Raw genomic sequence first — 23,811 nt, 5'->3', positions numbered from 1 at the left:
TGGGGGGTGGGCAGTCTGGTTACCCGCAAGTAGCATGTGGGTGGCGGCGCGCCGATGCGTGCGCCCCGCAGCAGTGCCATCCCGCACCCTGGAGGAGAGCCACCGTGCCTCGTACCATCCGGGACGTCGTCTTCGTCGACGGCGTCCGCACCCCGTTCGGCAAAGCGGGCCCGAAGGGCATCTACCACGAGACCCGCGCCGACGATCTCGTCGTGAAGGCCATCCGGGAGCTGCTGCGCCGCAACCCGGATCTGGACCCCGCCAAGATCGACGAGGTCGCCATCGCCGCGACCACGCAGATCGGCGACCAGGGCCTGACCCTCGGGCGTACCGCCGGAATCCTGGCCGGGCTGCCGCAGTCGGTACCCGGTTACTCCATCGACCGCATGTGCGCGGGCGCCCTGACCGCCGTCACCTCGACGGCCGGCTCCATCGCCTTCGGCGCGTACGACGTCGTCATCGCCGGCGGTGTCGAGCACATGGGCCGTCACCCGATGGGCGAGAGCGTGGACCCGAACCCGCGTCTCGTCTCGGAGAAGCTGGTCGACGAGTCCGCCCTGTTCATGGGCATGACCGCGGAGAACCTGCACGACAGGTACCCCTCGATCACCAAGCAGCGCGCCGACGAGTACGCGGTCCGCTCGCAGGAGAAGGCCGCGAAGGCGTACGCCGACGGCAAGATCCAGCAGGACCTGGTGCCGGTCTCCGTGCGCCGCACCAACGCAGAGGCGGGCGAGACGGGCTGGGGCCTGGTCACCGCCGACGAGCCGATGCGCCCGGGCACCACCATGGAGTCGCTGGCCGGCCTGAAGACCCCCTTCCGCGCCTACGGCCGCGTGACGGCCGGTAACGCCGCGGGCCTCAACGACGGCGCCACCGCCTCGCTGCTCGCGTCCGAGGAGACCGCCCGCGAGCTGGGTCTCCCGGTCAAGATGCGCCTGGTGTCGTACGCCTTCGCGGGTGTCGAGCCGGAGGTCATGGGCTACGGCCCGATCCCGGCGACGGAGAAGGCACTGGCCAAGGCCGGTCTCTCCATCGACGACATCGGTCTCTTCGAGATCAACGAGGCCTTCGCCGTGCAGGTGCTCGCCTTCCTGGAGCACTACGGCATCGCCGACGACGACGCGCGCGTCAACCAGTACGGCGGCGCGATCGCGTACGGCCACCCGCTCGCCTCCTCCGGCGTCCGCCTGATGACTCAGCTGGCCCGCCAGTTCGAGGAGCAGCCGGAGGTCCGCTACGGCCTGACGACCATGTGCGTCGGCTTCGGCATGGGCGCGACGGTCGTCTGGGAGAACCCGAACTTCAACGGAGGCACCAAGTGAGCTCCACCACTGAGCTTCTGAAGGGTGCGGCCGAGCTGTTCCCCGGTGAGGTCGTCACGCAGGCGCACGTACGCCACCTCGACCTTCCCGGCGGCGCGGGGCGCTTCGCGCTCATCACGCTGGACAACGGCTTCGACCACACCAAGCCGACCACCATCGGCCCGCAGTCGCTGGCGAACCTGAACGCCGCCATCGACCAGGTCGAGAAGGAGGCGGCCGAGGGTTCGATCACCGGTGTCGGTGTGACCGGCAAGCCGTTCATCTTCGCGGTCGGCGCGGACCTCAAGGGCGTCGAGCTCCTCAAGGAGCACAAGGACGCGCTGGCCATCGGCAAGGGCGGCCACGACGTCTTCCGCCGCCTCTCCGGCCTCGCGGTCCCGACGTTCGCGTACTACAACGGCGCGGCCATGGGCGGGGGTGTGGAGATCGGTCTGCACTGCTCGTACCGCACCGTCTCCTCCGCGCTGCCGGCGTTCTCGCTGCCCGAGGTCTTCCTCGGTCTGGTCCCCGGCTGGGGCGGCTGCGCGCTGCTCCCCAACCTGATCGGCGCCGACCGCGCCGTCTCGGTGATCATCGAGAACTCGCTGAACCAGAACCGCCAGCTCAAGGGCAAGCAGGTCTTCGAGCTCGGGATCGCCGACGCGATCTTCGAGGGCGCGGACTTCCTGGAGCAGTCGCTGATCTGGACCGCGTCCGTCCTCAAGGGCGAGATCGCGGTCGAGCGTCCCGAGGTCGACCGGGGTGACGCCTGGGACCAGGCCGTCGCCCGCGGCAAGGCCGTCGCCGACTCGAAGGTGCACGGCGCCGCCCCGGCCGCCTACCGCGCGCTGGAGATCATCGCCGCGGCGAAGTCCGGCGACCTGGATGCCGGCTTCGACGCCGAGGACCAGGCGCTCGCCGACCTGATCATGGGTGGCGAGCTGCGCTCGGGCATCTACTCCTTCAACCTGGTCCAGAAGCGCGCCAAGCGCCCGGCCGGTGCCCCGGACAAGTCCCTGGCCCGCCCGGTGACCAAGGTGGGTGTGGTGGGCGCCGGCCTGATGGCCAGCCAGCTCGCACTGCTCTTCCTGCGCCGCCTGGAGGTCCCGGTCGTCCTCACGGACATCGACCAGGACCGGGTCGACAAGGGTGTGGGTTACGTGCAGGCCGAGATCGACAAGCTCCTCGGCAAGGGCCGCATCAACCAGGACAAGGCCAACCGCCTCAAGGCCCTGGTCTCCGGTGTGCTGGACAAGGCGGAGGGCTTCTCCGACGCCGACTTCATCATCGAGGCCGTCTTCGAGGAGATCGGCGTCAAGCAGCAGGTGTTCGCGGAGGTCGAGGCGGTCGCCCCAGCGCACGCGATCCTCGCCACGAACACCTCGTCCCTCTCGGTCACCGAGATGGCGTCGAAGCTGAAGAACCCCGAGCGGGTCGTCGGCTTCCACTTCTTCAACCCGGTCGCGGTCCTCCCGCTGCTGGAGATCGTCCGCGGCGAGCAGACCGACGACGCCTCGCTGGCCACGGCCTTCGGTGTCGCGCGCAAGCTGAAGAAGACCGCTGTGCTGGTGAAGGACGCCCCGGCGTTCGTCGTCAACCGCATCCTCACCCGCTTCATGGGCGAGATCCAGAACATCATCGACGAGGGCACCCCGGTCGAGACGGCGGAGAAGGCCATCGAGCCGCTCGGCCTGCCGATGTCCCCGCTGGTGCTGCTGGAGCTCGTCGGCCCGGCGATCGGTCTGCACGTCTCCGAGACCCTGAACCGCGCCTTCCCGGACCGCTTCACGGTCTCCGAGAACCTCGCGGCGGTCGTGAAGGCGGGCAAGCGCGGCTTCTACGTCTACGATTCGGGCGCGCCGGTCCTCGACCCCGAGGTCGCGGCGCTCCTCAAGCAGGGCGACACCGTCCTGACGGAGGACCAGGTCCGTGACCGCGTCCTGGACGCGGTGGCCCAGGAGATCGGCCTGATGCTGGCCGAGGGCGTCGTGGCCGAGCCGCAGGACATCGACCTCTGCCTGATCACCGGCGCGGGCTGGCCCTTCCACCTGGGCGGCATCACGCCGTACCTGGACCGCGAGGGCGTCTCCGAGCGGGTCAACGGCAAGCCGTTCCTGGCGCCGGGCGTGGCGAGCGTTCCGGCGTAACGCGGATTCCTCACCGGACGGGCCGTACGGGATCGTTTCCGTACGGCCCGTTCCCATGCCCGGCGTGGGACGGCCCGGCCGTGTGCGGCCGGGGGAACGGACGCAGACGAAGGGCCGGCCGGGATCACCCCGGCCGGCCCTTCTCCCGTCCCGTCCGTCACCAGGTACCGGTGAACGGCCTGTGGTTGCACGTCTCGCCGCACTCGTCCTCGCGGGAACTCCCCGCCGTGCGGATGCTGCTGTTCTCCGGGATGCCGACGACCTTGAACCGTACGGTGGAGGGAGCGGACTCCTGCGCGCCGAACAGCGCGATGACGTCCACGGCGTGGTGGCCCGCCCGCCAGCGGTGGGCGTGGGTGAAGTGCCACTCGCCCTTCTCGTCGACGGCCGTCGCACCGATCAGCCGTCCGCTCTCCATCAGCACGACCTTGGTGGCGCCCGGCTGGGTACGGCCCGCGAACCGCACCTTCGGTCCCGCGAACTTGTCCTCCTTCGGCGCGGTGATGACGGCGGGCGCCACTCCGGAGATCACCTGGAAGTGCTGCTCGGCCGTCGGTGAGCACCCGTCGGCCCTGAGACCGACGCACTGGATGACGTGCTCCCCCGGCGTCCACTCGACCGCCCGGCGCCACAGCCACTGGCCCGCCGCGCCCACGCCGGTTCCGCCGATGTACTGCCCCTGTTCGAAGAACAGCAGGTAGTCCGTTCCGGGCGCGGCCGTGCCGGAGAACTTGGTCATGGGGCCGACGGTGGCGCCCGCGACCGGGCGGGCGAAGGTCGGTGCCCCGCCGCTGCGCATGCCGTAGTCGAGGGCCGATTCGGGCGACTGGACCGTGAACTCGTGGGACACCGGGGGCAGCCCCTCGGGCTCCATGAGCGCGGCGATGTCCACGTCGGCCCGGGTCAGGACGGACCGCTCGACCAGGCCGGCGACGACCAGCCGGGCGACCTCGTAGGCCCCGGGGTGGTTCAGATGGCTGGAGTCGATGTTTCCGTCCGGGTGCAGGGGGTGCTCGCCGGCGTCGACCCAGCAGAAGTACTGGCGCAACCGGGTCGGGCCGATCCTCGACCACAGGCTCATCGTGATGCCGGTGAGGTCGATCAGGGGGACGCCGATCGCGGCGGCGGTCTCCGCCATGGCGCGCGGGTACGCGCCCCGGGTGTTCTTCACCTCGCCGGTCGCGGAGAAGGCGTAGCGCGCGGTGGGGGTGACCATGACCGGCACTCCGCCCTCGCTCCGGATGTACTCGGTGAAGAGCCCGAGGAGTTCCTGGTACTCCGGCACCGGGACGTAGCGCATGCCGTTGTGGATCATGTGGTCCACACCGCCGAACCCGAGGAGGACGATGTCCCCCGGCTTCATCCGGTTGAGCAGTCCCGCGAACCGCTCGGTGTAGTACTTGCGGGTGGTCATCGCGCTGCGCGCGTAGTTCGCGACCTCTATCGGGCCGACGAGCAGTTCCTGGATCTTCTGCCCCCAGCCGGCCATGGGGGCCTCCTCGTCCGTACGCGGCGCCGGAACGGAATCCCCGAGGACAAATATCGTGCGGTTCATTTTATCCCCATTCAAGGAGTTCTAGCGGTCGACGACGTTCATGGCCATGGCCCCTGACGCGGAGCAGTACGGGCGCACCTGGACGGGCTTGGCGGGGTGCACACACACGAAGTCCGTCGTCTCGTCCCCCACCACCGGTACGGCCGGGTACACGAACGCACCCTTGACGTCGGGGAAGTCCTCCAGGAGGTGACACACCCGGAACTTGCGCCAGTTGTCCGGAGAGGGCTGGAGCCACCAGTCCCAGTCCTCCCAGCGGTCGAGGCGGTGGTCCACCACCTTCCTGACCGGCACCTCGGCGCGGAAGGTGTTGTCCGCGAGCACGCTGACGGGCACGGTGAAGTTGGCCGGGTGGGGCCCACGTCTGCTGACCACGAGGAGCGCTCCGGGCTCGATCCGGCTCGCGCCGCACAGGACACCGGTCAGCGTGATCCCGTGCTCGTCGACGTCGACGGCGGTCGACTCGACGTGGTCCTGCCGCAGGACGGTACGGAGCATCAGCTTGCCGTTGGGCTGCGCGTAGGGGAGGTTCCATCCGACGGGCGCCGGCCCGGAGCCGGCCAGTACGGCCGCCCGTGCCCCGATCAGCTTCCGCGTGTCGCGGATCCCGGCCTTCATGTGGACGTTGACGGACTTGGCGTTGGACATGGTGACCCGCCACCTGCCGTCGCCGAGGTCGTCCAGCGCCGAGGGGGTCAGCGCGGCCGTGTAGCGCGTGCCCCCGTTGCCGAGGGGTTTGCGGGTGGTGCGCAGGGGCATGTCCGGCAGCCGCTTCCCGTCGGACGGGTTGTGCCGGAGGACGAACTGCCAGCGGTGCTTGCCGTCCTGCGGTCCGACGGCGGAGAACCTCAGCCATCCCGCGTCGTCGGCCGCGACGTCCACGGTGGCGGCGGCGATGGAGACGGGCGGCACTGTCGGCGGCGCGGCGACGGTGCGCGTGTCAGTGGCGGGGACCCGGTAGCCGCGGTCCGACGCGGCGCGGCGGCGCGCCGCGTCCTCGAACAGCTCGACGTACCGTGCCGCCACCGCCTCGGGGTCGTAGCGCGCGGAATTGCGCAGGGCGGCCACACCCATGGCGCGGCGGAGCGCGTCGTCGGCCATCAGCGTGCGCAGACCCTGCGCGACGGCGTCCGCGTCCCCGGTCCTTACCAGCAGGCCGTCCTCGCCGTGGCGCAGGATCTCCCGCGGCCCCACGGGGCAGTCGGTGGAGACGACGGGCAGCCCGCAGCGCATGGCCTCCACCAGCGTCATCCCGAAGGACTCGGCGCTGGAGGTGACGGCCGCGATCGATCCCTTGGCCCACTCGGACTCGATGGGTGAGAAACCGCCCATGAGCAGTGCTCGGCCGGCGAGCCCGAGTTCGGTGGTGAGCGCCCGCAGTTCGGCCGACTCGCCTCCGTCGCCGTAGATCCGCAGCTGCCAGTCCGGGAACTCGTCGGCGAGCATGCCGAAGGCACGGACCAGCAGGTCGTAGCGCTTGACCCGGTGCATACGGCCGGCACTCACGATCACCTTGTGGGAGCCGTCGGCGGGCTCGACCACAGGGCGCGGCACGCTGTTGGGGATACCGATGACGGGGATGCCCGGGACCGGGGTGTTCTCCACGAACGAGCGGGCGTCGGCCTCGGTGACGGTCGTGACGGCGTCGAGGCGCGGGTAGACGCGGGCCATCTCGGCCCGGACGGCCGGCGGGATCGCCAGGTGGGTCATGTGCTCCTGCGCGACGCGCAGGGCCGAGTCACGGGTGTACCGCGCCACGAACAGGTTCAGGCTGGGCCTGGTGCCCACCACCACGTCCGCGCCGGTCCGGCTGAGGTCCTGGATGATCCTGGCGTCGGTGAACTTGCTGTACTGGGCGTAGAACTCCTCCTGGCGCGGGACGACCTCGCTGGGCTCGTCGCTGCCCGCGGCCTTCACGTCCGCCGATCCGGAGCGGAGGTCCACCAGGGCTCGCACGGTGATGCGCGGGGAGATCTCGAACTTCGTCGCGGTGGTCCGCCGGAAGACCGAGACGATCTCGACCTCGTGCCGGACCGCGAGCGCCTCGGCGAGGTTGATCACCGTACGGTTGGTGCCGCCGATGCCGTAGATGTTGTTGATCAGGAACGAGATCTTCACCGGACCTCACGTTCCCTCTGCTCGAACGGGCTCGGCACCGGGAAGTAGGACTCCAGGAAGGTGTTGAGCATGATGGTCTGCCTGTTCACCTCGAAGGTGTCGGAGACCGTGTCGTTGATGCAGAACGCCTGCCGGTCACGCCGGGCCAGCAGGATGCCCAGCCTTCTGGAGATCTCGGGCTTCGCCAGATCGAGGTAGGCGAAGCTGATGTCGGAAGGCACGGCTCGTCCTGTGAAGTACGCGTAGTAATGGTAGAGCGAGGACGGGATGGAGATGTCGGTCGCGCTGCGGAACCTGCTGTGCGAGGTGCTGTGGTGCGCCTCCGCGAACTCCTTCTCCATCTCGTAGAGCACGCTGCGCCGCAGGGCGTACGGCGCGTGCCGGAGCTTCTGCACGATGGCGGAGCCGAAGTTGTCGAGGATGATCTTCCGGTTGTTCTTCCCGGCGGCGTCGACCGGCCGGTCCCCGACGGTGAGGCCCCACCTGGGGACCTGTGAGGGCGAGAAGAAGGTGCGGGTCATCCCGTTGGACAGGAAGAAGTCCTTGGGCGTGGTCGGGCAGCCCAGGAACATGTCGTCGTTGAAGTACAGGAAGTGCTCGGACAGGCCGTCGATGTGGTGCAGCTGGCTCTCGATGGCGTGCGAGTTGTACGTCGGCAGGGCGGCCTGGTCCTGGAATATCTCCGTGTGGTCGACCACCGTGAGACGGGAACTGCGCAGGCTGAGCCACTCGGGCCGCTGCCGGTCGGTGACCAGGTAGACGTGGCGTACCCAGGGCGCGTTCTGCTCCAGCGCCCGCAGGGAGTAGCGGAGTTCGTCACGGCTGATGTAGCGGGCCGCGTTCGCCGACTCGGTGTGGTAGCCGCCGTCGCCGAACTGGGCGCGGCGCCGCTGCCATTCCGGGGCCGATCCGTCCACCCACGTGTAGACGACGTCGACGGGGAAGCGCACGTCCTCGGGGAGCACATCGGCGCAGGCCTCGATGGTGCGCACCGAGCGGGTGCGGCGGGTGTGCAGGGCGGCGAACCCGGTCAGCCGGCTGACGGGGACCTCGACCCGCGGCTCGTCCAGGGCGACGTCCTCGGTGACACGGTTCGGCCGGGGTGCGACGAGCCGGCCGTCCTCGGGGCGCCAGAACTCGATGTCGCAGCCGTAACGGAGGCCGAGCACCAGGGAGTTGCCGGGATCGGCCCACACCATGCCGGTGCGCAGCACGCGTGCCCGGCTGCCGGTGCGACGGGCCCGGGCGGAGCCGCAGAGGGCCGTTCTCCCGGCGAGCCGCTCCCCGGAGAGGGCGGAGACGTACACGGGGGCGGTGAGCCGGGTCGTCGCCAGGGCGGCCACGACGCGCTGCCGGTCCGCCTCCGACACGCCGAGCACGGACCTGAAGTCGGAGCTGCCCCGGACCGCGAAGTAGTCGATGCCCGCTTCGTCGAGGAGCGAGACGATCAGCTCCAGGTTCGCCTCCCGCAGACCGAGCGGGGACGCGGTGGACCGCACGAGCGCGATCATCCCTCCCCGCCCGGAGAGCACGGCGAGGCTTTCCGAGGCGCGGAAGAGGTGCGGCCAGCGACGGCGCGCCCGGCGTCCCCGGACGAAGCGCGCGGCCAGGGTGAGGATGTGGAGGCGTCGCAGCAGCCCCTTGAGACCGGTGCGCAGGCGCATGGGAACGCGCCGGGCGACGCGTCGTCTCAGGGAGCGGGGAACGAACGTGCGGTACACCCCGACGACAGCGGATGCCTCCGGATTACTTGTGCTCACGTGTACGTTTCCGGGTCCTCTGGATGGCCGTGCTCAAACGGACTTGCCACGGGGAAGTAGCGGTGCAGGAAGTCGACGACCGCCTTGGTGCCGCCACGGCGGAGAGCCTCGTCGCTCCCGAGCCCGAAGAAGTGAAGCTGTTGCAGGTCGCGGCGCACGAGCAGCCGTTCGAGCTGACGAGCGATGTCGGGCAGTGCCGCGTGTACGACGGCCGTCGTCCCGCCCGACGGATCAGCGAGCCCGTGGGCGTACGCGAAGTGGTGGACCAGCCCGTCGGCCGGGTGGGAGCCGGGGAGCTTGGGGTGAACCTGCCCGTCGGCCGGGGCCTCCGCCACCGCCCCGCTCTCCGCGAGCCGGCTGAGGACCGAGCAGGTGTACGGCTGGGGCCCGGGGGCGAAGGACTGCGTCACGGCTCGGCCGGTCGCCGAGTATGCCTGCGCCGTCCAGGGTGCGAAGGACTCCTCGGCCGTCCACACCCCGCGCCGGGGGCGGGTCGTGCCGGTCGGTGTGAAGTAGTCGAACGGACGCGTGGGGCGTCCGAGCAGCGCCCCGGGGCGGAACACCAGGAAGTGCTCCGCGATGTCGGGGAGCAGGTGGAGGTGACCCCCGGCCCCGTGCCGGTCCGGGACCACGGCGAGCCTGCCGTCGTCGCCCTTCAGCCACGCGGGCGCCGGTTCCTGGGCCACCACGTGGACGAGGTCGACCCACGGGGCGTACTGGTGGAGGGATCGCAGCGACGCCCTGAGCAGTTCCTCGCCCCAGGCTCCCGGATGCTGCCACAGCAGCACGGCGTCCACGGGGAAGGTGATCTCTTCGAGGCGGGGGATGTCGAAATGTTCGAGGGTGACCGACGGGTCCATGTCACCGTCGATGTCGCTGTAGCCCGACAGCCGGTCGAAGCCGATCTCGATGCCCACGGCGTCCCTGGAGACGACGCGCTGGACACGGTTGGGGCGGGGTCCCACGAGACGCTCGTGCGGCAGATCGGTGTTGACCGTCCAGAACTCGATCTCGATGCCCTGGTCCTCGCCCACCCACAGGTTCTCGGTGGGTTCGGTGCGCAGCCAGGTGATCCGGATGGCCTTGGCCCTGCCGTAGTTCTTCCAGGCCTTGAGGTGGCTGCCCGGGACCGCGCGGGTCTCGTTGTTGACGGGGGACGCCGACACGACGTAGCCGGTGTGCTCCTCGAGCAGTGCGCGCAGGACCCTGCGGACCTGCCCCTTGTCCTGCTGTTCGACGGCGAGGCAGATACGCCGGTCGTCGAGTGCGGGCACCGCGAACCAGGGGATGTCGGCGGCGTCCAGGGCCGAGGTCACCAGATCATGGTCGAGGCGGCGCGCCAGGTCGACGGTCAGGCCCTGGTGCACATGCCCGACACGGCCGTCCGGAGTGCGCGTCCTGCGTTCGGACGCGCTCGCGAAGTCCCCCTTCCTGACCAGCCGGAGCGCGCGTCGGTGCAGGCGCGCCTCACGGCGGTTCAGGGTGCGTACGAGGCCGCCCTTGACCTTGCGCCGGACCTTGGGCGGCACCCGGCTGCCCGCGACGGCACGCACCGGCTGGGGGACGATGCGTTTGTAGACCCTTGCGGCCGAACTCGAATCGGTCATGTCATGAACCCCGACTCATCGCTCGTAGGGACTGGTGACAGGGAAGTAGGCGTTGAGGAATCCGTCGAGCAGTTCCTGCTGCGCCTCGATGTCCTCCGGCGTGGAGAACGCGTCGTTCAGGCAGAAGGAGTCCTGGCTCCGGCCGTCGAGGAGCCGCTGCAGCCGGTCCGCCAGGTCGGGGACCGCCAGCTGGAGGTAGGTGAACGGCATGGTCCCGGGCTGCGCCCGGCCGGTCAGCGCCGCGTAGTACAGCCCGAACGACGACGTGGTGGACAGGTCCGTCATGGACCGGAAGCGGCTGGCGGCCGTACGGGCCCACGCCTGGGGGAAGTCGCGTTCGGCCTCCTCCATCGCGCTGCGGCGCAGCGCGTAGGGGATGTGCTCCATGGGCTGGGTGATCACCCTGCCGAAGCGTTCCTTCAGGAGCGCGCGGTTGTTCTTGCAGGCAGCGTCGACGGGGGTGTCGGTCTCGACTACGGGCCCCTGCGGTATCCGGTTGCGCGAGGGGAAGTACCGGGCCGTTCCGCTGGGCGTGAAGAAGGCGTGCGGCGCCACCGGGCGGCCGATGAACATGTCGTCGTTGAAGTACAGGAAGTGCTCGGACAGCCCCTCGATGTGATGCAGCTGGCTCTCGATCGAGTGCGAGTTGAACGTCGGCAGGTCTGCGGGGTTCCGGAAGATCTCCCGGTGGCTCACCACCCGGATGCCGGGTACGTCCTCACGGAGCCAGGCCGGGACCTGGTCGTCGGTGACGATGTAGATGGTGCGCACCCAGGGGGCGAACATGTGGAGCGAGCGGACCGAGTAGCGCAGCTCGTCGCGGCTGATGAAGCGGGCGTCGCTCGCGGACTCGGCGTGATAGACCTCACCCTTCGCCGACGCCTTGCGCTGCTGCCAGGCGGGGTCGTTCCCGTCCACCCACGTGTACACGGCATCGACCGGGAAGGCGATGTCCTCGACGCAACCGACCAGGAATTCGGGACGAGTGGCGAGCGGGGGCGCGTCGCGGGGCGACGTGTGGTCGGACACGAAGCGGCTGAACAGACGCGGAGCTCCGAGCACGTTGCCCCCCTCAGCCGACACGGCCCAGGTGACCCGGTTGGCCCGGGGGGCGACGAGATGTGTCCCGTGCCACCGCCAGAACTCCACCGTGCATCCGTACTCGTGGCCCATCAGCAGGTGTCTGCCGGGGTCGGTGCGGTACCAGCTGACCTGCACGGCGGACGCCGTACGGACACCCCGCCAGGCCTTGGGGTCCCTGGACGAGCGTGGGGCGACGGGCGCGGCCTGGCCGGCGTCGATGACACTCAGGTGGCCGGCGTACTGCCCCATGCCCCTGAACAGGGCGCCGAGGACGGCTTCCCTGTCCTCCTCGGCGACCGCGACGACGGTCCCGTGGTCGGAGGTTCCGCGCACGGCGAAGAAGGACACCCCCGCGGACTGGAGCAGGTCGGCGACGGCGGAGCGATTGGCCTCCCGGGCGCCGAGTGGAGTGAGTCCCGGTTCGACGTAGACGTCGTCCGTCGCACCGCCCGGCGCGCTCGGCTGCGGAGCGGGCGAGGGCGCGGCCGCGAGAGGGGTCGGCGCGGGACCGGGCACCGTGTCCGCGACAGGCCGCACAGCGGGTCCGGGAATGATCGTCATCCCCGCCACCCCCCACCAGGGCCGGACCATCGCCGCAGCACGCGCCATCACTCCTTGATCTGCCTGCGGTCGACGACCAGCAGAGCCTTCGCGGATCCCCCGTGGATGCCGCTTACTCTGCGAGCTTCATCTGCCACAAGTAGTCATTGATGGCGACTGAAAGAACTTTCAACTTTCACAGAGCGATCACATCTTCATCAGTTGTAGGCTCCGTGTCAATGTCGACCCCGAAAGCCACAAAACGCCAAAAGGGTCGACATCAGGAACATATCGGTCATGGCGCCGATGACCGACAGGTCTCGCCCGAGGTTCGCATCTCAGACGCGCACGGCGGGCGCCATGGCCAGGCCCGGCTCGCGGTTCTGACGGGCGACGTACAGCGCCCCGTCGGCTCCGATCACCGCGAGCACCACACGCCCCGCGCTGTCGACCGCCAGAGCAGGGGGCATGTCCGTCCGTTCACCGGTCGGCGACCACCACAGGCCACCGCCCTCGTTCTCGGTGCCGCACGCCGCGACCATGACATGCCCGTCGAGATCTCGATGGGCCAGCACCGTGCAGTCGTAGCCGTCGAGCCCGGCCCGCAGGACGGAGACCGGCCCCTCGGCCGGAGTTCCGCCCAGCGGGATCACCCAGCCCCCGACCCGGTACGCCATCACGCCGCCCGTCGCGGGATCGGTCCAGTAGTACGTGCACCGCCCCGGGGCGGTCTCCAGTCCCGTCACACTGGCCGGCGCCATCTGCACGGGTATGTCCTGCTGCCGCGTGAAAGCCCCGCCCGGAGAGGTCTGAGTCCAGTGCATCGCGAGACCCGCTCCCTGGACGAGGAGGTCCACAGCGCCTGACGCGCCCTGCGTGACGGCCATCCCCTCCTCGGCGCCACGGGCGTTCATGTTGTGCCACGACTCCCACTTGCCGTCCTTGTCGTCGCGCCGGAGCATCACACCGCCTGCGCCGGTCCGCACGAAGAAGTTCAGCAGCCCGGACGGACTCACGGTGCCGACCGGTGCGCCCATGCCGGACGCCTGGTCGGTGTTCTTGCGCGGATTGCCGAGGGAGTGCCACGAGCTGAGAGCCCTGCCGCTCTGGTACTGGATGGCATGCATCACATCGACGACGGGTGGGCCGTCCTTCTTCGGGACGGATCGGCGGCCGAGGAAATGCACGTATCCGTCCGCGCCTTGCGCGAGGGACAGGTGCGTCAGCCGTGGAATCCTGAAGAGATCCGGGCCCGACCACTCCGGTCCCCCTGGCCGCGTCTCCGTCCACCGGAGCACCCCGTCGGGGTGGCGCGCGTACGCGGTGAGTCTTCCGTCCTTGCCACGCAGCAGCCACTGGCCTGCGACAGCGCCCACGGCCGCGTGGCGTTCGCCGCTCCCGTTGTCCCGTACAGCTCGTACCGGGGCGGCTCCTCGGTCGGTGCGCCCAGACTTGACCCGCATGATGTGAGGTCGTCCTTCCCACGATTCCCCGCCGGGACCCGGCGCCGGCTGCCGCACGGCCGCGTCAGGGACGCGCGAAGGGTCTGGCACCCGCCATCATAGAATCCCCGTTCGATCGCCACCGAACTGCCGACCCGCGTTCACCCTTCCGCACCCCGTCGCTCACCTCCCCCTGCAGCTGGGGCGAATGCGTACGGGACGCGAAGAGCCCGCGAAGAATTACACACGATTCGAAAATTTGTCTATACTACTCGGCCAGCCCCCCACATGAGTGGACCGGCCCCACCCGAGTCCCCAACTCCACACTCAGCCCTCACGGGCCACAGACCAAGGGACTCGTGCAGGATGAGCCACGACGCCGTACCCCCGGGCCCGCGCGCCTCTCGACGGGCGGAAGCACCGAAGCGCGGCCGGAAGAAGGAACGAACGCGCCGCCGCGGCCTCAAGATCACGCTCGGGGTGCTGGTCGTCCTGCTGCTCGCCGGCGGTGGCACCGCGTACTGGATGTTCCAGGACCTCGACGGCAACATCAAGGGCGTCGACATCGACAAGGCGCTCGGCGAGGACCGCCCCGAGAAGCTCCCCACCACCGGGCAGAACCTCCTCGTCCTCGGATCCGACTCGCGCGCCGGGGCGGAGAACAAGGAGCTGGGCGGGGGCGGCGGTGTCAGCGGGGCCCGTTCCGACACCGCTCTCGTGGTGCACATACCCGAGGGCCGTACCGAGGCGGTCGCCGTGTCCATCCCGCGCGACACCCTGGTGACCCGGCCCGAGTGCGTCAAGGGTGACGGCTCGAAGATGGCGTCCGCGGAGCGGGTCATGTTCAACTCCGTGTACTCGCAGGTCGGTCCGGCCTGCGTGGTCAAGACCGTCGAGAAGATGTCCGGGGTCAGGATCGACCACTACCTGGAGATCAACTTCGCGGGGTTCAAGGACCTGGTGGACGCGATCGGCGGTGTGACCGTCAAGGTCGAGGAACCGATCAAGGACAAGGCGTCGGGGCTCGACCTGACCGCCGGCACGCACAAGCTCGACGGCACGGAGTCCCTCGCCTACGTGCGTACCCGGCACGGGGTCGGCGACGGCAGCGACCTGGGCCGCATCGGGCTCCAGCAGCAGTTCCTGATGGCCCTGCTGACTGAGATCAAGTCGCAGGACCTGCTGGGCAGTCCGACAAGCACGTACAAGATCGCCAACTCCGCCACCAAGTCGCTCACGACCGACGAGGGCCTCGCCTCGCTGACCTCCCTCGCGGAGTTCGCCCGCTCGATGAACGGCGTCGATCCCGCCTCGATGGAGACGATCATGCTGCCGGTCGCCTACGACAAGCGGGACCCGAACCGCGTGGTGGCGGCGGAACCCCAGGCCGGTGACCTCTGGAAGGCGATCCGGACGGACGGCACCATTCCCGAGTCGGCCAAGAAGTCTCCGGCCACCGGCGGCTGATCCGGCGCAACCGCGGCGACCGGGGCAGGCCCCGGGGCGTACGGCACGCGCGAGGCAGGGACCCGCGCGTGCCGTACGCCGCCGCAGCCGCCACGGCCTGACTGGCCGACGGTCAACGGCTCTTGGCCATAAGGCTGTTCCTGCGCCCGTACGCGAAGTAGATGATCACGCCGAGCACCATCCAGATCCCGAACCGGAGCCAGGTCTCCGCCGGGAGGTTCAGCATCAGCCAGACCGACGCGGCCACCGAGACGATAGGCAGCAGCGGAACCCACGGGGTGCGGAAGGCGCGGTGCAGCTCGGGGCGGGTGCGGCGCAGCACGATCACGCCGAGGGCGACGACCACGAACGCGAAGAGCGTGCCGATGTTCACCAGCGTCGCGAGCTCGTTGATGCTCGTGAAGCCGGCCACGACCGCGATGATCACGCCGAGCAGGATGGTCGGGCGGTACGGGGTGCCGAAGCGGGGGTGCGTCACCGAGAAGAACCTCGGCAGCAGCCCGTCGCGGCTCATCGCGAAGAACACCCGGGTCTGGCCGAGCAGCAGGATCATGCAGACCGTGGTGAGGCCGACCGCGGCGCCGAAGCTGATGACACCCGCGTAGAAGGGGTGCCCGACCGCCTTGAAGGCGTCGGCGAGCGGGGCGCTGACCGAGAGTTCGGTGTAGTTCTGCATGCCGGTGACCACGATGGAGACGGCGACGTAGAGCAGGGTGCAGATGACCAGCGAGGCCAGGATGCCGCGCGGCATGTCACGCTGCGGGAGCTTGGTCTCCTCGGCCGCGGTGGCCACGACGTCGAATCCGATGAAGGCGAAGAAGACGACGGACGCGGCGGTGAAGATGCCCATGACGCCGAAGTTCGTCGGTTCGTAGCCGAAGATCAGCTGGACCAGAGGGGCGTCGAGGCCCGATCCGCCCTCCTGCTTCTCGGCTTCGGGGATGAAGGGCGTGTAGTTGGACGCCTTGATGAAGAAGAGCCCCGCGATGATCACGATGAAGACGACGGCCACCTTGATGGCGACGACGACGGTGGTCACCCGGGCGGAGAGCTTCATCCCGAGCACCAGGATGACCGTCAGGATCAGCACCAGGACGAACGCCAGGACGTCGAAGCCGAATCCGCTCGCCACGTCCGGGCCAGAGAGCACGTCGGGCATGGTCCAGCCGACGTTGTCCATAAGCGAGCGGACGTAGCCCGACCAGCCGACCGCCACCACCGCGGTGCCCAGGGCGAATTCCAGCACCAGGTCCCAGCCGATGATCCAGGCGACGAGCTCGCCCAGGGAGGCGTACGAGAAGGTGTACGCCGATCCGGCCACCGGCACGGTGGAAGCGAATTCCGCGTAACAGAGCGCGGCGAGCGCGCAGACGATGCCCGCCGCGACGAAGGCGAGGGCCGTCGCCGGGCCCGCCGTCTCCTTGGCGACCTTGCCCGTGAGGACGAAGATGCCGGTGCCGATGATGACACCCACTCCGAAGACCGTGAGGTCCAGCGCGGAGAGGGATTTCTTGAGCGCGTGCTCCGGTTCCTCTGTGTCACGGATGGACTGTTCGACCGTCTTGGTCCTGAACAGCCCGTTTCCGCTGGGCGGCATGTCCTGCTGCGTGCTCACCGGCGTACCTCCACGCACTCGTCGTGCACGCCATGATTCGTAAACGGCCGCCCCCGGCAGGCTCCGCGCGGCCCGATTTCACGCGAATGGGCCGGTCGGACCACCCGTGCGGGGTGGCGACCGGCCCATCGGGCACGCCTGGTGGATCAGTCGCGGACGGGCTCCACGGCCCGGCTCTCGTACCGTCCGTCGAGCTTGGCGACGAGGCCGGTGACCTGACGGGCGATGTCCGGCGCGGTCAGCCCGATCTCCGCCATGACCTCGCCGCGCGAGGCGTGGTCGAGGAAGACCGGGGGGATGCCGAAGTCGCGCAGGGGCACGTCGACGTCTGCGTCGCGCAGTGCCTGGGCGATGGCGGAGCCGACGCCGCCGGCCCTGCTGTTGTCCTCGACGGTGACGACGACCCGGTGCTTCGCCGCGAGCGGGGCGAGCGCCTCGTCGACGGGCTTGACCCAGCGCGGGTCGACGACCGTCGTGGAGATGCCCTGGGCGTCCAGCAGAGCGGCGATCTCCAGGCACATCGGGGCGAGGGCGCCCACGGAGACCAGGAGGACGTCCGGCGCGTCCGAGCCCGCCTCACGCAGGATGTCCATGCCGCCCGCCGTGCCGACGGCCTTGACCGCGGGGCCGACCGCGCCCTTGGAGAAGCGGACGACGGTGGGGGCGTCGTCGACCTCGACGGCCTCGCGCAGCTGGGCCCTCACCTGGTCCGCGTCGCGCGGGGCGGCGATGCGCAGGGTCGGCACGCACTGCAGGATCGACATGTCCCACATGCCGTTGTGCGAGGCGCCGTCCGTGCCCGTGACACCGGCCCGGTCCAGGACGAAGGTCACCCCGCACCTGTGCAGGGCGACATCCATCAGGACCTGGTCGAAGGCGCGGTTCAGGAACGTCGCGTAGACCGCGAAGACGGGGTGCAGCCCACCGGTGGCCAGGCCGGCCGCGGAGACCGCGCCGTGCTGCTCGGCGATCCCGACGTCGTAGATCCGGTCCGGGAAGGCTTCCTCGAACTTGCCGAGGCCGACGGGCTGAAGCATGGCGGCCGTGATGGCCACGATGTCCTCGCGCTCGTGGCCGAGCTTGACCATCTCCTCGCCGAAGACCGAGGTCCAGTCGAGGCCGGAGGTGGAGATGGGCAGCCCCGTGTCCGGGTGGATCTTGCCGACCGCGTGGAAACGGTCCGCCTCGTCCTGGAGCGCCGGGGTGTAGCCACGGCCCTTCTCGGTGAGGCAGTGGACGATGACGGGCCCGCCGAAGCGCTTGGCCCGCTGGAGCGCCGACTCCAGGGCCTCGATGTCGTGGCCGTCGATGGGGCCGACGTACTTCAGGCCCAGGTCCTCGAACATGCCCTGCGGTGCGATGAAGTCCTTGAGACCCTTCTTCGCGCCGTGCAGGGTCTCGTACAGCGGCTTGCCGACTACGGGCGTGCGCTCCAGGAGGTCCTTGCCACGGGCCAGGAACCGCTCGTACCCGTCGGTGGTGCGCAGGGTGGCGAGGTGGTTGGCGAGGCCGCCGATCGTCGGCGCGTACGAGCGCTCGTTGTCGTTGACGACGATGACGAGCGGGCGGTCCTTGGCGGCGGCGATGTTGTTCAGCGCCTCCCAGGCCATACCGCCCGTGAGCGCGCCGTCACCGATGACGGCGACGACGTGGTCGTCCTTGCCCAGGACCTCGTTGGCCTTGGCGAGGCCGTCGGCCCAGCCGAGCACCGTCGAGGCGTGCGAGTTCTCGATGACGTCGTGGTCGGACTCGGCGCGGGACGGGTAGCCGGAGAGGCCGCCCTTGCTCTTGAGCTTCGAGAAGTCCTGCCGGCCGGTGAGGAGCTTGTGCACGTAGCTCTGGTGGCCCGTGTCGAAGAGGACCTTGTCCTGCGGGGACTCGAAGACCCGGTGCAGGGCGATGGTCAGCTCGACCACGCCCAGGTTCGGGCCGAGGTGGCCGCCGGTCTTGGACACCGCCTCGACGAGGAAGGTACGGATCTCGTCGGCGAGCTGGTCCAGCTGCTCGGAGTCGAGCCGGTCCAGGTCGCGCGGTCCCCTGATGCGGGTCAGCAGATCCACCCGTGCCTCCTTGCGTGTGAGCTGGTCGAGCGAGTCGATCCGATGAGTCTAATGTTCCGCCGGCGGACCCGGTCATCGGGCGGCGCATTCAGCCGCGCCGCGCCGGGGTCGGCCGGACGCGCACATGCCCGGCATCACGGAGGATGCCGGGCACGTGTGTGCAGGTACGACGGTCAGGCGCGGCCGGCGGTCTTCTGCGTCTTGCGGGTGATGGAGTCGATGACGACCGTGACGAGAAGAACAGCGCCGGTGATCATGTAGTTGATCGGCGTGGCGATGCCTTCGAGGGCCAGACCGTACTGGATCGAGACGATCACCATGACACCGAGCAGCGCGTTCCACGTGCGGCCCCGGCCACCGAAGAGGCTGGTGCCGCCGATGACGGCCGCGGCGATGACGTTCATCAGGAGGTCGCCGCCACCGGAGCCCTGGTTGGCCGCCGCGATCTTGGAGGCCCAGAACAGGCCGCCGATCGCCGCGAAGGTGCCGGCGATGGCGAAGACCGAGACGCGGATCGCGGTGACGTTGATGCCCGCGCGGCGGGACGCCTCGACGCTGCCGCCGAGCGCGAAGATCTTCCGGCCGTAGGCGGTGCGGCGCAGGACGAAGTCCGTACCGACCAGCACGACGAGGAAGAGGACCAGGGCCAGCGGGAGACCGCGGTACTGGTTGAACATGAACGCCGCGCCGAAGCCGAAGACGGCGAGGACGGCGGTGCGGATCACGATGTCGACCAGCGGCCGCGACGGGACGCCCGCGGCCTCGCGGCGGCGGGTGTCCAGGAACGCGGAGAGGAAGTAACCGATCACCGCGACGGCGGCGAGGCCGTAGGCGGCGGCGACATCCGAGAAGTAGTACGTGGTCAGCTTGCCGACGACACCGTCGCTGTCCAGGTTGATCGTGCCCGTGTCGCCGAGCAGCTGGAGCATGAAGCCCAGCCAGAAGAGCAGACCGGCGAGGGTGACGGCGAACGCGGGAGCGCCGATCCGCGCGAAGAAGAAGCCGTGGATGGCGCCGATGACGGCGCCGCTGACGATCGCGACGAGGACGGCGAGCCACTCGTTCATCCCGTGCGTGACGCTGAGCACGGCGACGACGGCGCCGGAGACACCGCTGACCGAGCCGACCGAGAGGTCGATCTCGCCGAGCAGCAGCACGAAGATGATGCCGACGGCCATCATGCCGGTGGCCACCATCGTGACGGCGATGTCGCTGACGTTCTTCGCGGAGAGGAACTCGGAGTTCAGGCTCTGGAAGACGACGCAGATGATGATCAGGCCGATGATCACGGGGATCGAGCCGAGGTCACCACCGCGCATCTTGCGCTTGAACTCGGTGATGTAGCCGCCGAGGCCCTGCTCGCGCACGAGGAGCCTGGGGTCGACCACGGTGTCGGCGCCCTTGGCCGCCTCCGGGTTGACCACTGCGGTGGACGTCTTGTCGGTTGTCACTTCTGGGCCTCCGCGTTGCGCGCCGCACGACGGGTCACGGCGTTCTCCGTGGCACCCGTGATGGCGGAGATGATCTCTTCCTGCGAGGTGGTCTTCACGTCGAAGACCCCGTTGTTCCGGCCCAGCCGGAGCACGGCGACCTTGTCGGCGACGGCCTTCACATCGGCCATGTTGTGGCTGATGAGGATGACCGCGTGGCCTCGCTCGCGCAGCCGCTCGACGAGGTCGAGGACCTGGGCGGTCTGCTCGACACCGAGTGCGGCGGTGGGCTCGTCGAGGATGACGAGCTTGGGCTCGCCCAGCATCGAACGGGCGATGGCGACCGTCTGGCGCTGACCGCCGGAGAGCGACGCGATCGGTATGCGGACGCTGGGGATGCGGATCGACAGCGTGCTCAGGAGCTCGCGTGACCGCCGCTCCATCTCGACCTCGTCGAGGATTCCGAACTTGCGGAGCTCCCGGCCGAGGTAGAGGTTGCCGACGACATCGATGTTGTCGCAGAGCGCGAGGTCCTGGTAGACGGTCGCGATCCCCAGGTTCTGGGCATCGTGCGGCTTGTTGATCTGGACCGCGCGGCCGTCCCACTCGATGACACCGTCATCGATGGGGTGGACCCCGGCGATCGTCTTGACCAGCGTTGATTTACCGGCACCGTTGTCACCCACCAGGGCGACCACTTCACCGGCGTGGACCTCAAGCTCTACGTCGGTGAGCGCCTGGACGGCACCGAACCGCTTGGAGACCCCTCGCAACGCCAACACGGGCGTAGCGGACACGTGAACCATCTCCTTCGCCGCCTGACCCGGCGGGGATACCGCGCCTGGGGGAAGGCGCGGTGGTTTGAGCAGAAGCATGAAAAAGAAGGGGCCGAAGCGTTCCGTCCGGCGCCCCGCCCGGCAGCGGGACAGTTGGTGGGCGAGGCACCGGACAGGCTTCGGGGGCCGCCCGGCGGGCCGTGGAGGGCCGGCCGGGCGGAAGGGGCCTACTTCAGGCCCGCGGCGGTGCAGGCGGCCTTGTACTTGGCCGTGCAGATCTCGTCGAGCGTGTAGATGCCGTCCTTGATGACGGTGTCCTTGATGTTGTCCTTGGTCAGCGAGACGACCGGGACGAGCACGGTGGCGATGCCCTTCGTGCCGGCGTTGTCGACCTTGGACGTGGCGATGGTGTCGAGCTTCTCGCCCTTGGCGAGCGCGACGGCCATCTCCGCGGCGACGACGCCCTCCTGCGGGTAGGGCTTGTAGACGCTCATGAACTGCTCACCGGTGACGATGCGCTGCACACCGGCGAGTTCGGCGTCCTGGCCGGTGACCGGCGGGAGCTTGGAGATACCGGCGGACTTGAGGGCCTGGATGATGCCACCCGCCATGCCGTCGTTGGCGGAGTAGACGCCGGCGATCTTGTCCTTGCCGAGGGCCGTGATCGCGCCCTCCATGTTGGCGTTGGCGTTCTCCGGCTTCCACTCCTTGGTGTCGTACTCCTTGCCGTACGTCACCTTGCCGTCGAGGACCGACTTGGCGCCCTTCTTGAAGAGCGCGGCGTTCGGGTCGGTGATCGAGCCGTTCATCATCACGATGGTGGGCTTGGCGGCGTCGCCCAGGGCCTCCAGCAGGGCCGTGCCCTGCACGCGGCCGACCTCTTCGTTGTCGAAGGAGGTGTAGGCGTCGATCGGGCCCTCGGCGAGGCGGTCGAAGGCGACGACGGGGATGCCCGCGTCCTTGGCCTTCTTCACGCTGTTCTCGATGGCCTTGGCGTCCACCGCGTCGATGATCAGCGCGTCGACCTTGTTCGTGATCATGGTGTCGACCTGCTGCGACTGCAGCGTGGCGTCCTGCTTGGCGTTGGCGTAGACGACCTCCGCCTTACCGCCGGTGAGCTCGCCGACCTTCTTCTCGATGATCGGCTTGTCGAACTTCTCGTAACGGGCCGTGACGTTCTCGGGGAGGAGCAGACCGATCTTGAGATCGTCGCCCTTCTTGCCCGAGTCGGTGGTGGCCTTGTCGCCCGACTCCTTGGCACTCCCGCAAGCAGCGAGCGAGACGGCCATGGTGGTGGCGGCAACGGCAACGGCGGCACGACGCATACGCGTGTTCATTTCGAACCTCCCTGACGAGGCCGCGACGTTGCGGCCGAGGTGGCTGGAAGTCAACTCGGCCGCGAGGTCAGCGTCAAGGAGTAAATACTTAACGAGATGACAACGGTGCCATTCGTTATCTAAGTGAAGGCAGGCGTCGCGGCGGGGAGGGTGCTCTCCAAAAGGGATGAATCCCCCATCTCGCTGAGCACGAGGGCCAGTGCCCCCAGCACTTCGGCCCGTCCGCCGAGGGCGCCGGGCAGCACGGAGAGCTGCCGCGCGGCGCTGGGAATGGCATAGCGCGAGACCGAGTCCCGGATGGGCCCGAGGACCAACTCCCCTGCCTCCGCGAGGGATCCGCCGAGCACCACACGGCTCGGATTGAGCAGGTTGCAGAGGTTGGCCACCCCGCTGCCGATGTGCCGGCCGACGTCCCCGATGACCCTGCGGCAGCCCGGATCGCCCTCGCGGGCCAGCTGCACCACCCGCTCCATCGTGAGATCGGGCCCGTGGCTGGGCCTGAGCAGGGGCAGGACGTACCGGGCCGCCGTGAAGGTCTCCAGGCAGCCGCGGTTGCCGCAGCGGCACACAGGGCCCGCCTCGTCGAGCGTGATGTGGCCGATCTCCCCTGCGGTGCCGCCGGGGCCGCGGTAGATGTGCCCGTCGATCACCAGTCCGGCTCCGACGCCGCTGGCGACCTTGATGTACGCGAGATCCTTGACCCCGCGGCCGCTGCCCCACACGAGCTCGCCCAGCGCGCCCAGGTTGGCGTCGTTGTCCACGTACACCGGCACCCCGAGGCGGCCGGCGAGCTCCTGGCTGGGGTTGATGCCCGTCCAGCCCGGCAGGATCGAGGTGGAGCCCAGCGTGCCGGACTCCACGTCGATCGGTCCCGGCACCCCGAGGCCCACGCCGATCACCTTCGCGGCGCTGATGCCCGTGGTCTCGATCAGGCGGTTGACCAGCTGTTCCGCCCGGCCGAATCCCTCCGCCGACGAGGCGTCCACGTCCAGCGGCTCGGATTCCTCGGCCAGCACCTGGTGGGCCAGGTTGCCGATGGCCACCCGGAGGTGGGTATGCCCGAAATCCACCCCGATGACGATGCCCGCGTCCCCGCTCAGGGAGACGCTCCTGGCTCGGCGCCCGCCCGCCGAGGTGGGGGTCACCTCGACCGTGCCGCCGTCCTTGAGTTCACGCACGATGTTGGAGACGGTGGCTGCGGAGAGACCGGTGCTCCTGGCGATCTCCGCCTGGGTCAGGGACCCCGCCATCCTCACGGCACGTACGACCCGCTCAAGGTTGGCCCGATGCAGAGATGTCTGCGACCCCGGAGTCTCCATTGACCCGCCCTTATCCGTGGCCCGCGTCACCCTGGGTGACCGAACCTTGTACAAGTTATGAACTCCAAAGCTCCGCTGAGGATACCTATGCCGTCAACCCCTTGACGAAAATCTGCTCCTGCCCCTTACACAGGGGGTCGGGCCCCGGAGAGACGTCTCGTGAGCTCCCGCGAAACACCGTTCCGCGCATCGCCGGCGAGCGATTCATCCAGAAATGATCGCTCAAGGATCGTTTACCCGGTCAGGAAACG

The 23,811-nt window shown here is 69.3% G+C and carries 15 protein-coding genes; 3 read left to right on the top strand and 12 right to left on the bottom strand.

Going from position 1 to position 23,811, the window contains the following annotated elements; genetic code table 11:
• Positions 1 to 104: 104 nt before the first annotated feature.
• Positions 105 to 1,325, top strand: coding sequence for an acetyl-CoA C-acyltransferase (locus ABZY45_RS33550; RefSeq protein WP_356746036.1), 1,221 nt, complete (start codon positions 105 to 107; stop codon positions 1,323 to 1,325).
• Entirely contained in the window at positions 1,322 to 3,451 is a 2,130-nt protein-coding gene (locus ABZY45_RS33545; RefSeq protein ID WP_356746035.1) for a 3-hydroxyacyl-CoA dehydrogenase NAD-binding domain-containing protein, read from the top strand. The genes ABZY45_RS33550 and ABZY45_RS33545 overlap by 4 nt, the downstream gene beginning before the upstream one ends.
• A 157-nt stretch (positions 3,452 to 3,608) precedes the next feature.
• Here ABZY45_RS33545 and ABZY45_RS33540 read toward each other — a convergent pair whose 3' ends face one another.
• The 6 genes from ABZY45_RS33540 to ABZY45_RS33515 form a co-directional block, all read right to left on the bottom strand.
• Positions 3,609 to 5,006, bottom strand: a complete 1,398-nt coding sequence (locus ABZY45_RS33540) for a GDSL-type esterase/lipase family protein (RefSeq protein ID WP_356746034.1) — start codon at positions 5,004 to 5,006, stop codon at positions 3,609 to 3,611.
• 21 nt (positions 5,007 to 5,027) lie between these two features.
• Entirely contained in the window at positions 5,028 to 7,124 is a 2,097-nt protein-coding gene (locus ABZY45_RS33535; protein WP_356746033.1) for a glycosyltransferase family 4 protein, read from the bottom strand.
• Positions 7,121 to 8,788 (bottom strand): stealth family protein, encoded by a 1,668-nt coding sequence (locus tag ABZY45_RS33530; protein WP_356746032.1) that lies wholly within the window; start codon positions 8,786 to 8,788, stop codon positions 7,121 to 7,123. Before ABZY45_RS33530 ends, ABZY45_RS33535 begins: the two co-directional genes overlap by 4 nt.
• A gap of 92 nt (positions 8,789 to 8,880) precedes the next feature.
• Positions 8,881 to 10,491 carry a sugar phosphotransferase gene (locus tag ABZY45_RS33525; protein WP_356746031.1) on the bottom strand — a complete coding sequence of 537 codons (1,611 nt, stop codon included), beginning with the start codon at positions 10,489 to 10,491 and terminating at the stop codon, positions 8,881 to 8,883.
• 15 nt (positions 10,492 to 10,506) lie between these two features.
• Positions 10,507 to 12,183: a stealth family protein gene (locus ABZY45_RS33520; RefSeq protein WP_356746030.1), complete on the bottom strand. Its 1,677-nt coding sequence runs from the start codon at positions 12,181 to 12,183 to the stop codon at positions 10,507 to 10,509.
• Between the two features lie 269 nt (positions 12,184 to 12,452).
• Positions 12,453 to 13,577, bottom strand: a complete 1,125-nt coding sequence (locus ABZY45_RS33515) for a hypothetical protein (RefSeq protein ID WP_356746029.1) — start codon at positions 13,575 to 13,577, stop codon at positions 12,453 to 12,455.
• Positions 13,578 to 13,922: 345 nt separating this feature from the next.
• Between ABZY45_RS33515 and ABZY45_RS33510 the strand changes: the two genes are divergently transcribed.
• Positions 13,923 to 15,023 carry an LCP family protein gene (locus ABZY45_RS33510; protein ID WP_356746028.1) on the top strand — a complete coding sequence of 367 codons (1,101 nt, stop codon included), beginning with the start codon at positions 13,923 to 13,925 and terminating at the stop codon, positions 15,021 to 15,023.
• Positions 15,024 to 15,135: 112 nt separating this feature from the next.
• On the opposite strand, the gene ABZY45_RS33505 is transcribed toward ABZY45_RS33510, so the two are convergent.
• From ABZY45_RS33505 to ABZY45_RS33480, 6 genes are all read right to left on the bottom strand, one after another.
• A complete protein-coding gene (locus ABZY45_RS33505) occupies positions 15,136 to 16,620 on the bottom strand; it encodes an amino acid permease (protein WP_356746098.1) in 1,485 nt (494 codons plus the stop codon).
• Positions 16,621 to 16,784: 164 nt separating this feature from the next.
• On the bottom strand, positions 16,785 to 18,698 hold the full coding sequence (gene dxs / locus ABZY45_RS33500) for a 1-deoxy-D-xylulose-5-phosphate synthase (protein WP_356746027.1): 1,914 nt from the start codon (positions 18,696 to 18,698) through the stop codon (positions 16,785 to 16,787).
• A gap of 173 nt (positions 18,699 to 18,871) precedes the next feature.
• Positions 18,872 to 20,149, bottom strand: coding sequence for a sugar ABC transporter permease (locus ABZY45_RS33495; protein WP_356746026.1), 1,278 nt, complete (start codon positions 20,147 to 20,149; stop codon positions 18,872 to 18,874).
• A complete protein-coding gene (locus ABZY45_RS33490; RefSeq protein ID WP_014153351.1) occupies positions 20,146 to 20,934 on the bottom strand; it encodes an ATP-binding cassette domain-containing protein in 789 nt (262 codons plus the stop codon). Before ABZY45_RS33490 ends, ABZY45_RS33495 begins: the two co-directional genes overlap by 4 nt.
• A gap of 197 nt (positions 20,935 to 21,131) precedes the next feature.
• Entirely contained in the window at positions 21,132 to 22,241 is a 1,110-nt protein-coding gene (locus ABZY45_RS33485; protein ID WP_145812072.1) for a substrate-binding domain-containing protein, read from the bottom strand.
• 119 nt (positions 22,242 to 22,360) lie between these two features.
• A complete protein-coding gene (locus ABZY45_RS33480) occupies positions 22,361 to 23,560 on the bottom strand; it encodes an ROK family transcriptional regulator (RefSeq protein ID WP_356746025.1) in 1,200 nt (399 codons plus the stop codon).
• Positions 23,561 to 23,811 lie beyond the last annotated feature (251 nt).

The organism is Streptomyces sp. NPDC006516, assembly GCF_040611875.1.
Lineage (GTDB): Bacteria > Actinomycetota > Actinomycetes > Streptomycetales > Streptomycetaceae > Streptomyces.
The sequence above is the reverse complement of the archived record's forward strand: the minus strand, read 5'-3'. Positions and strand labels throughout refer to the sequence as shown.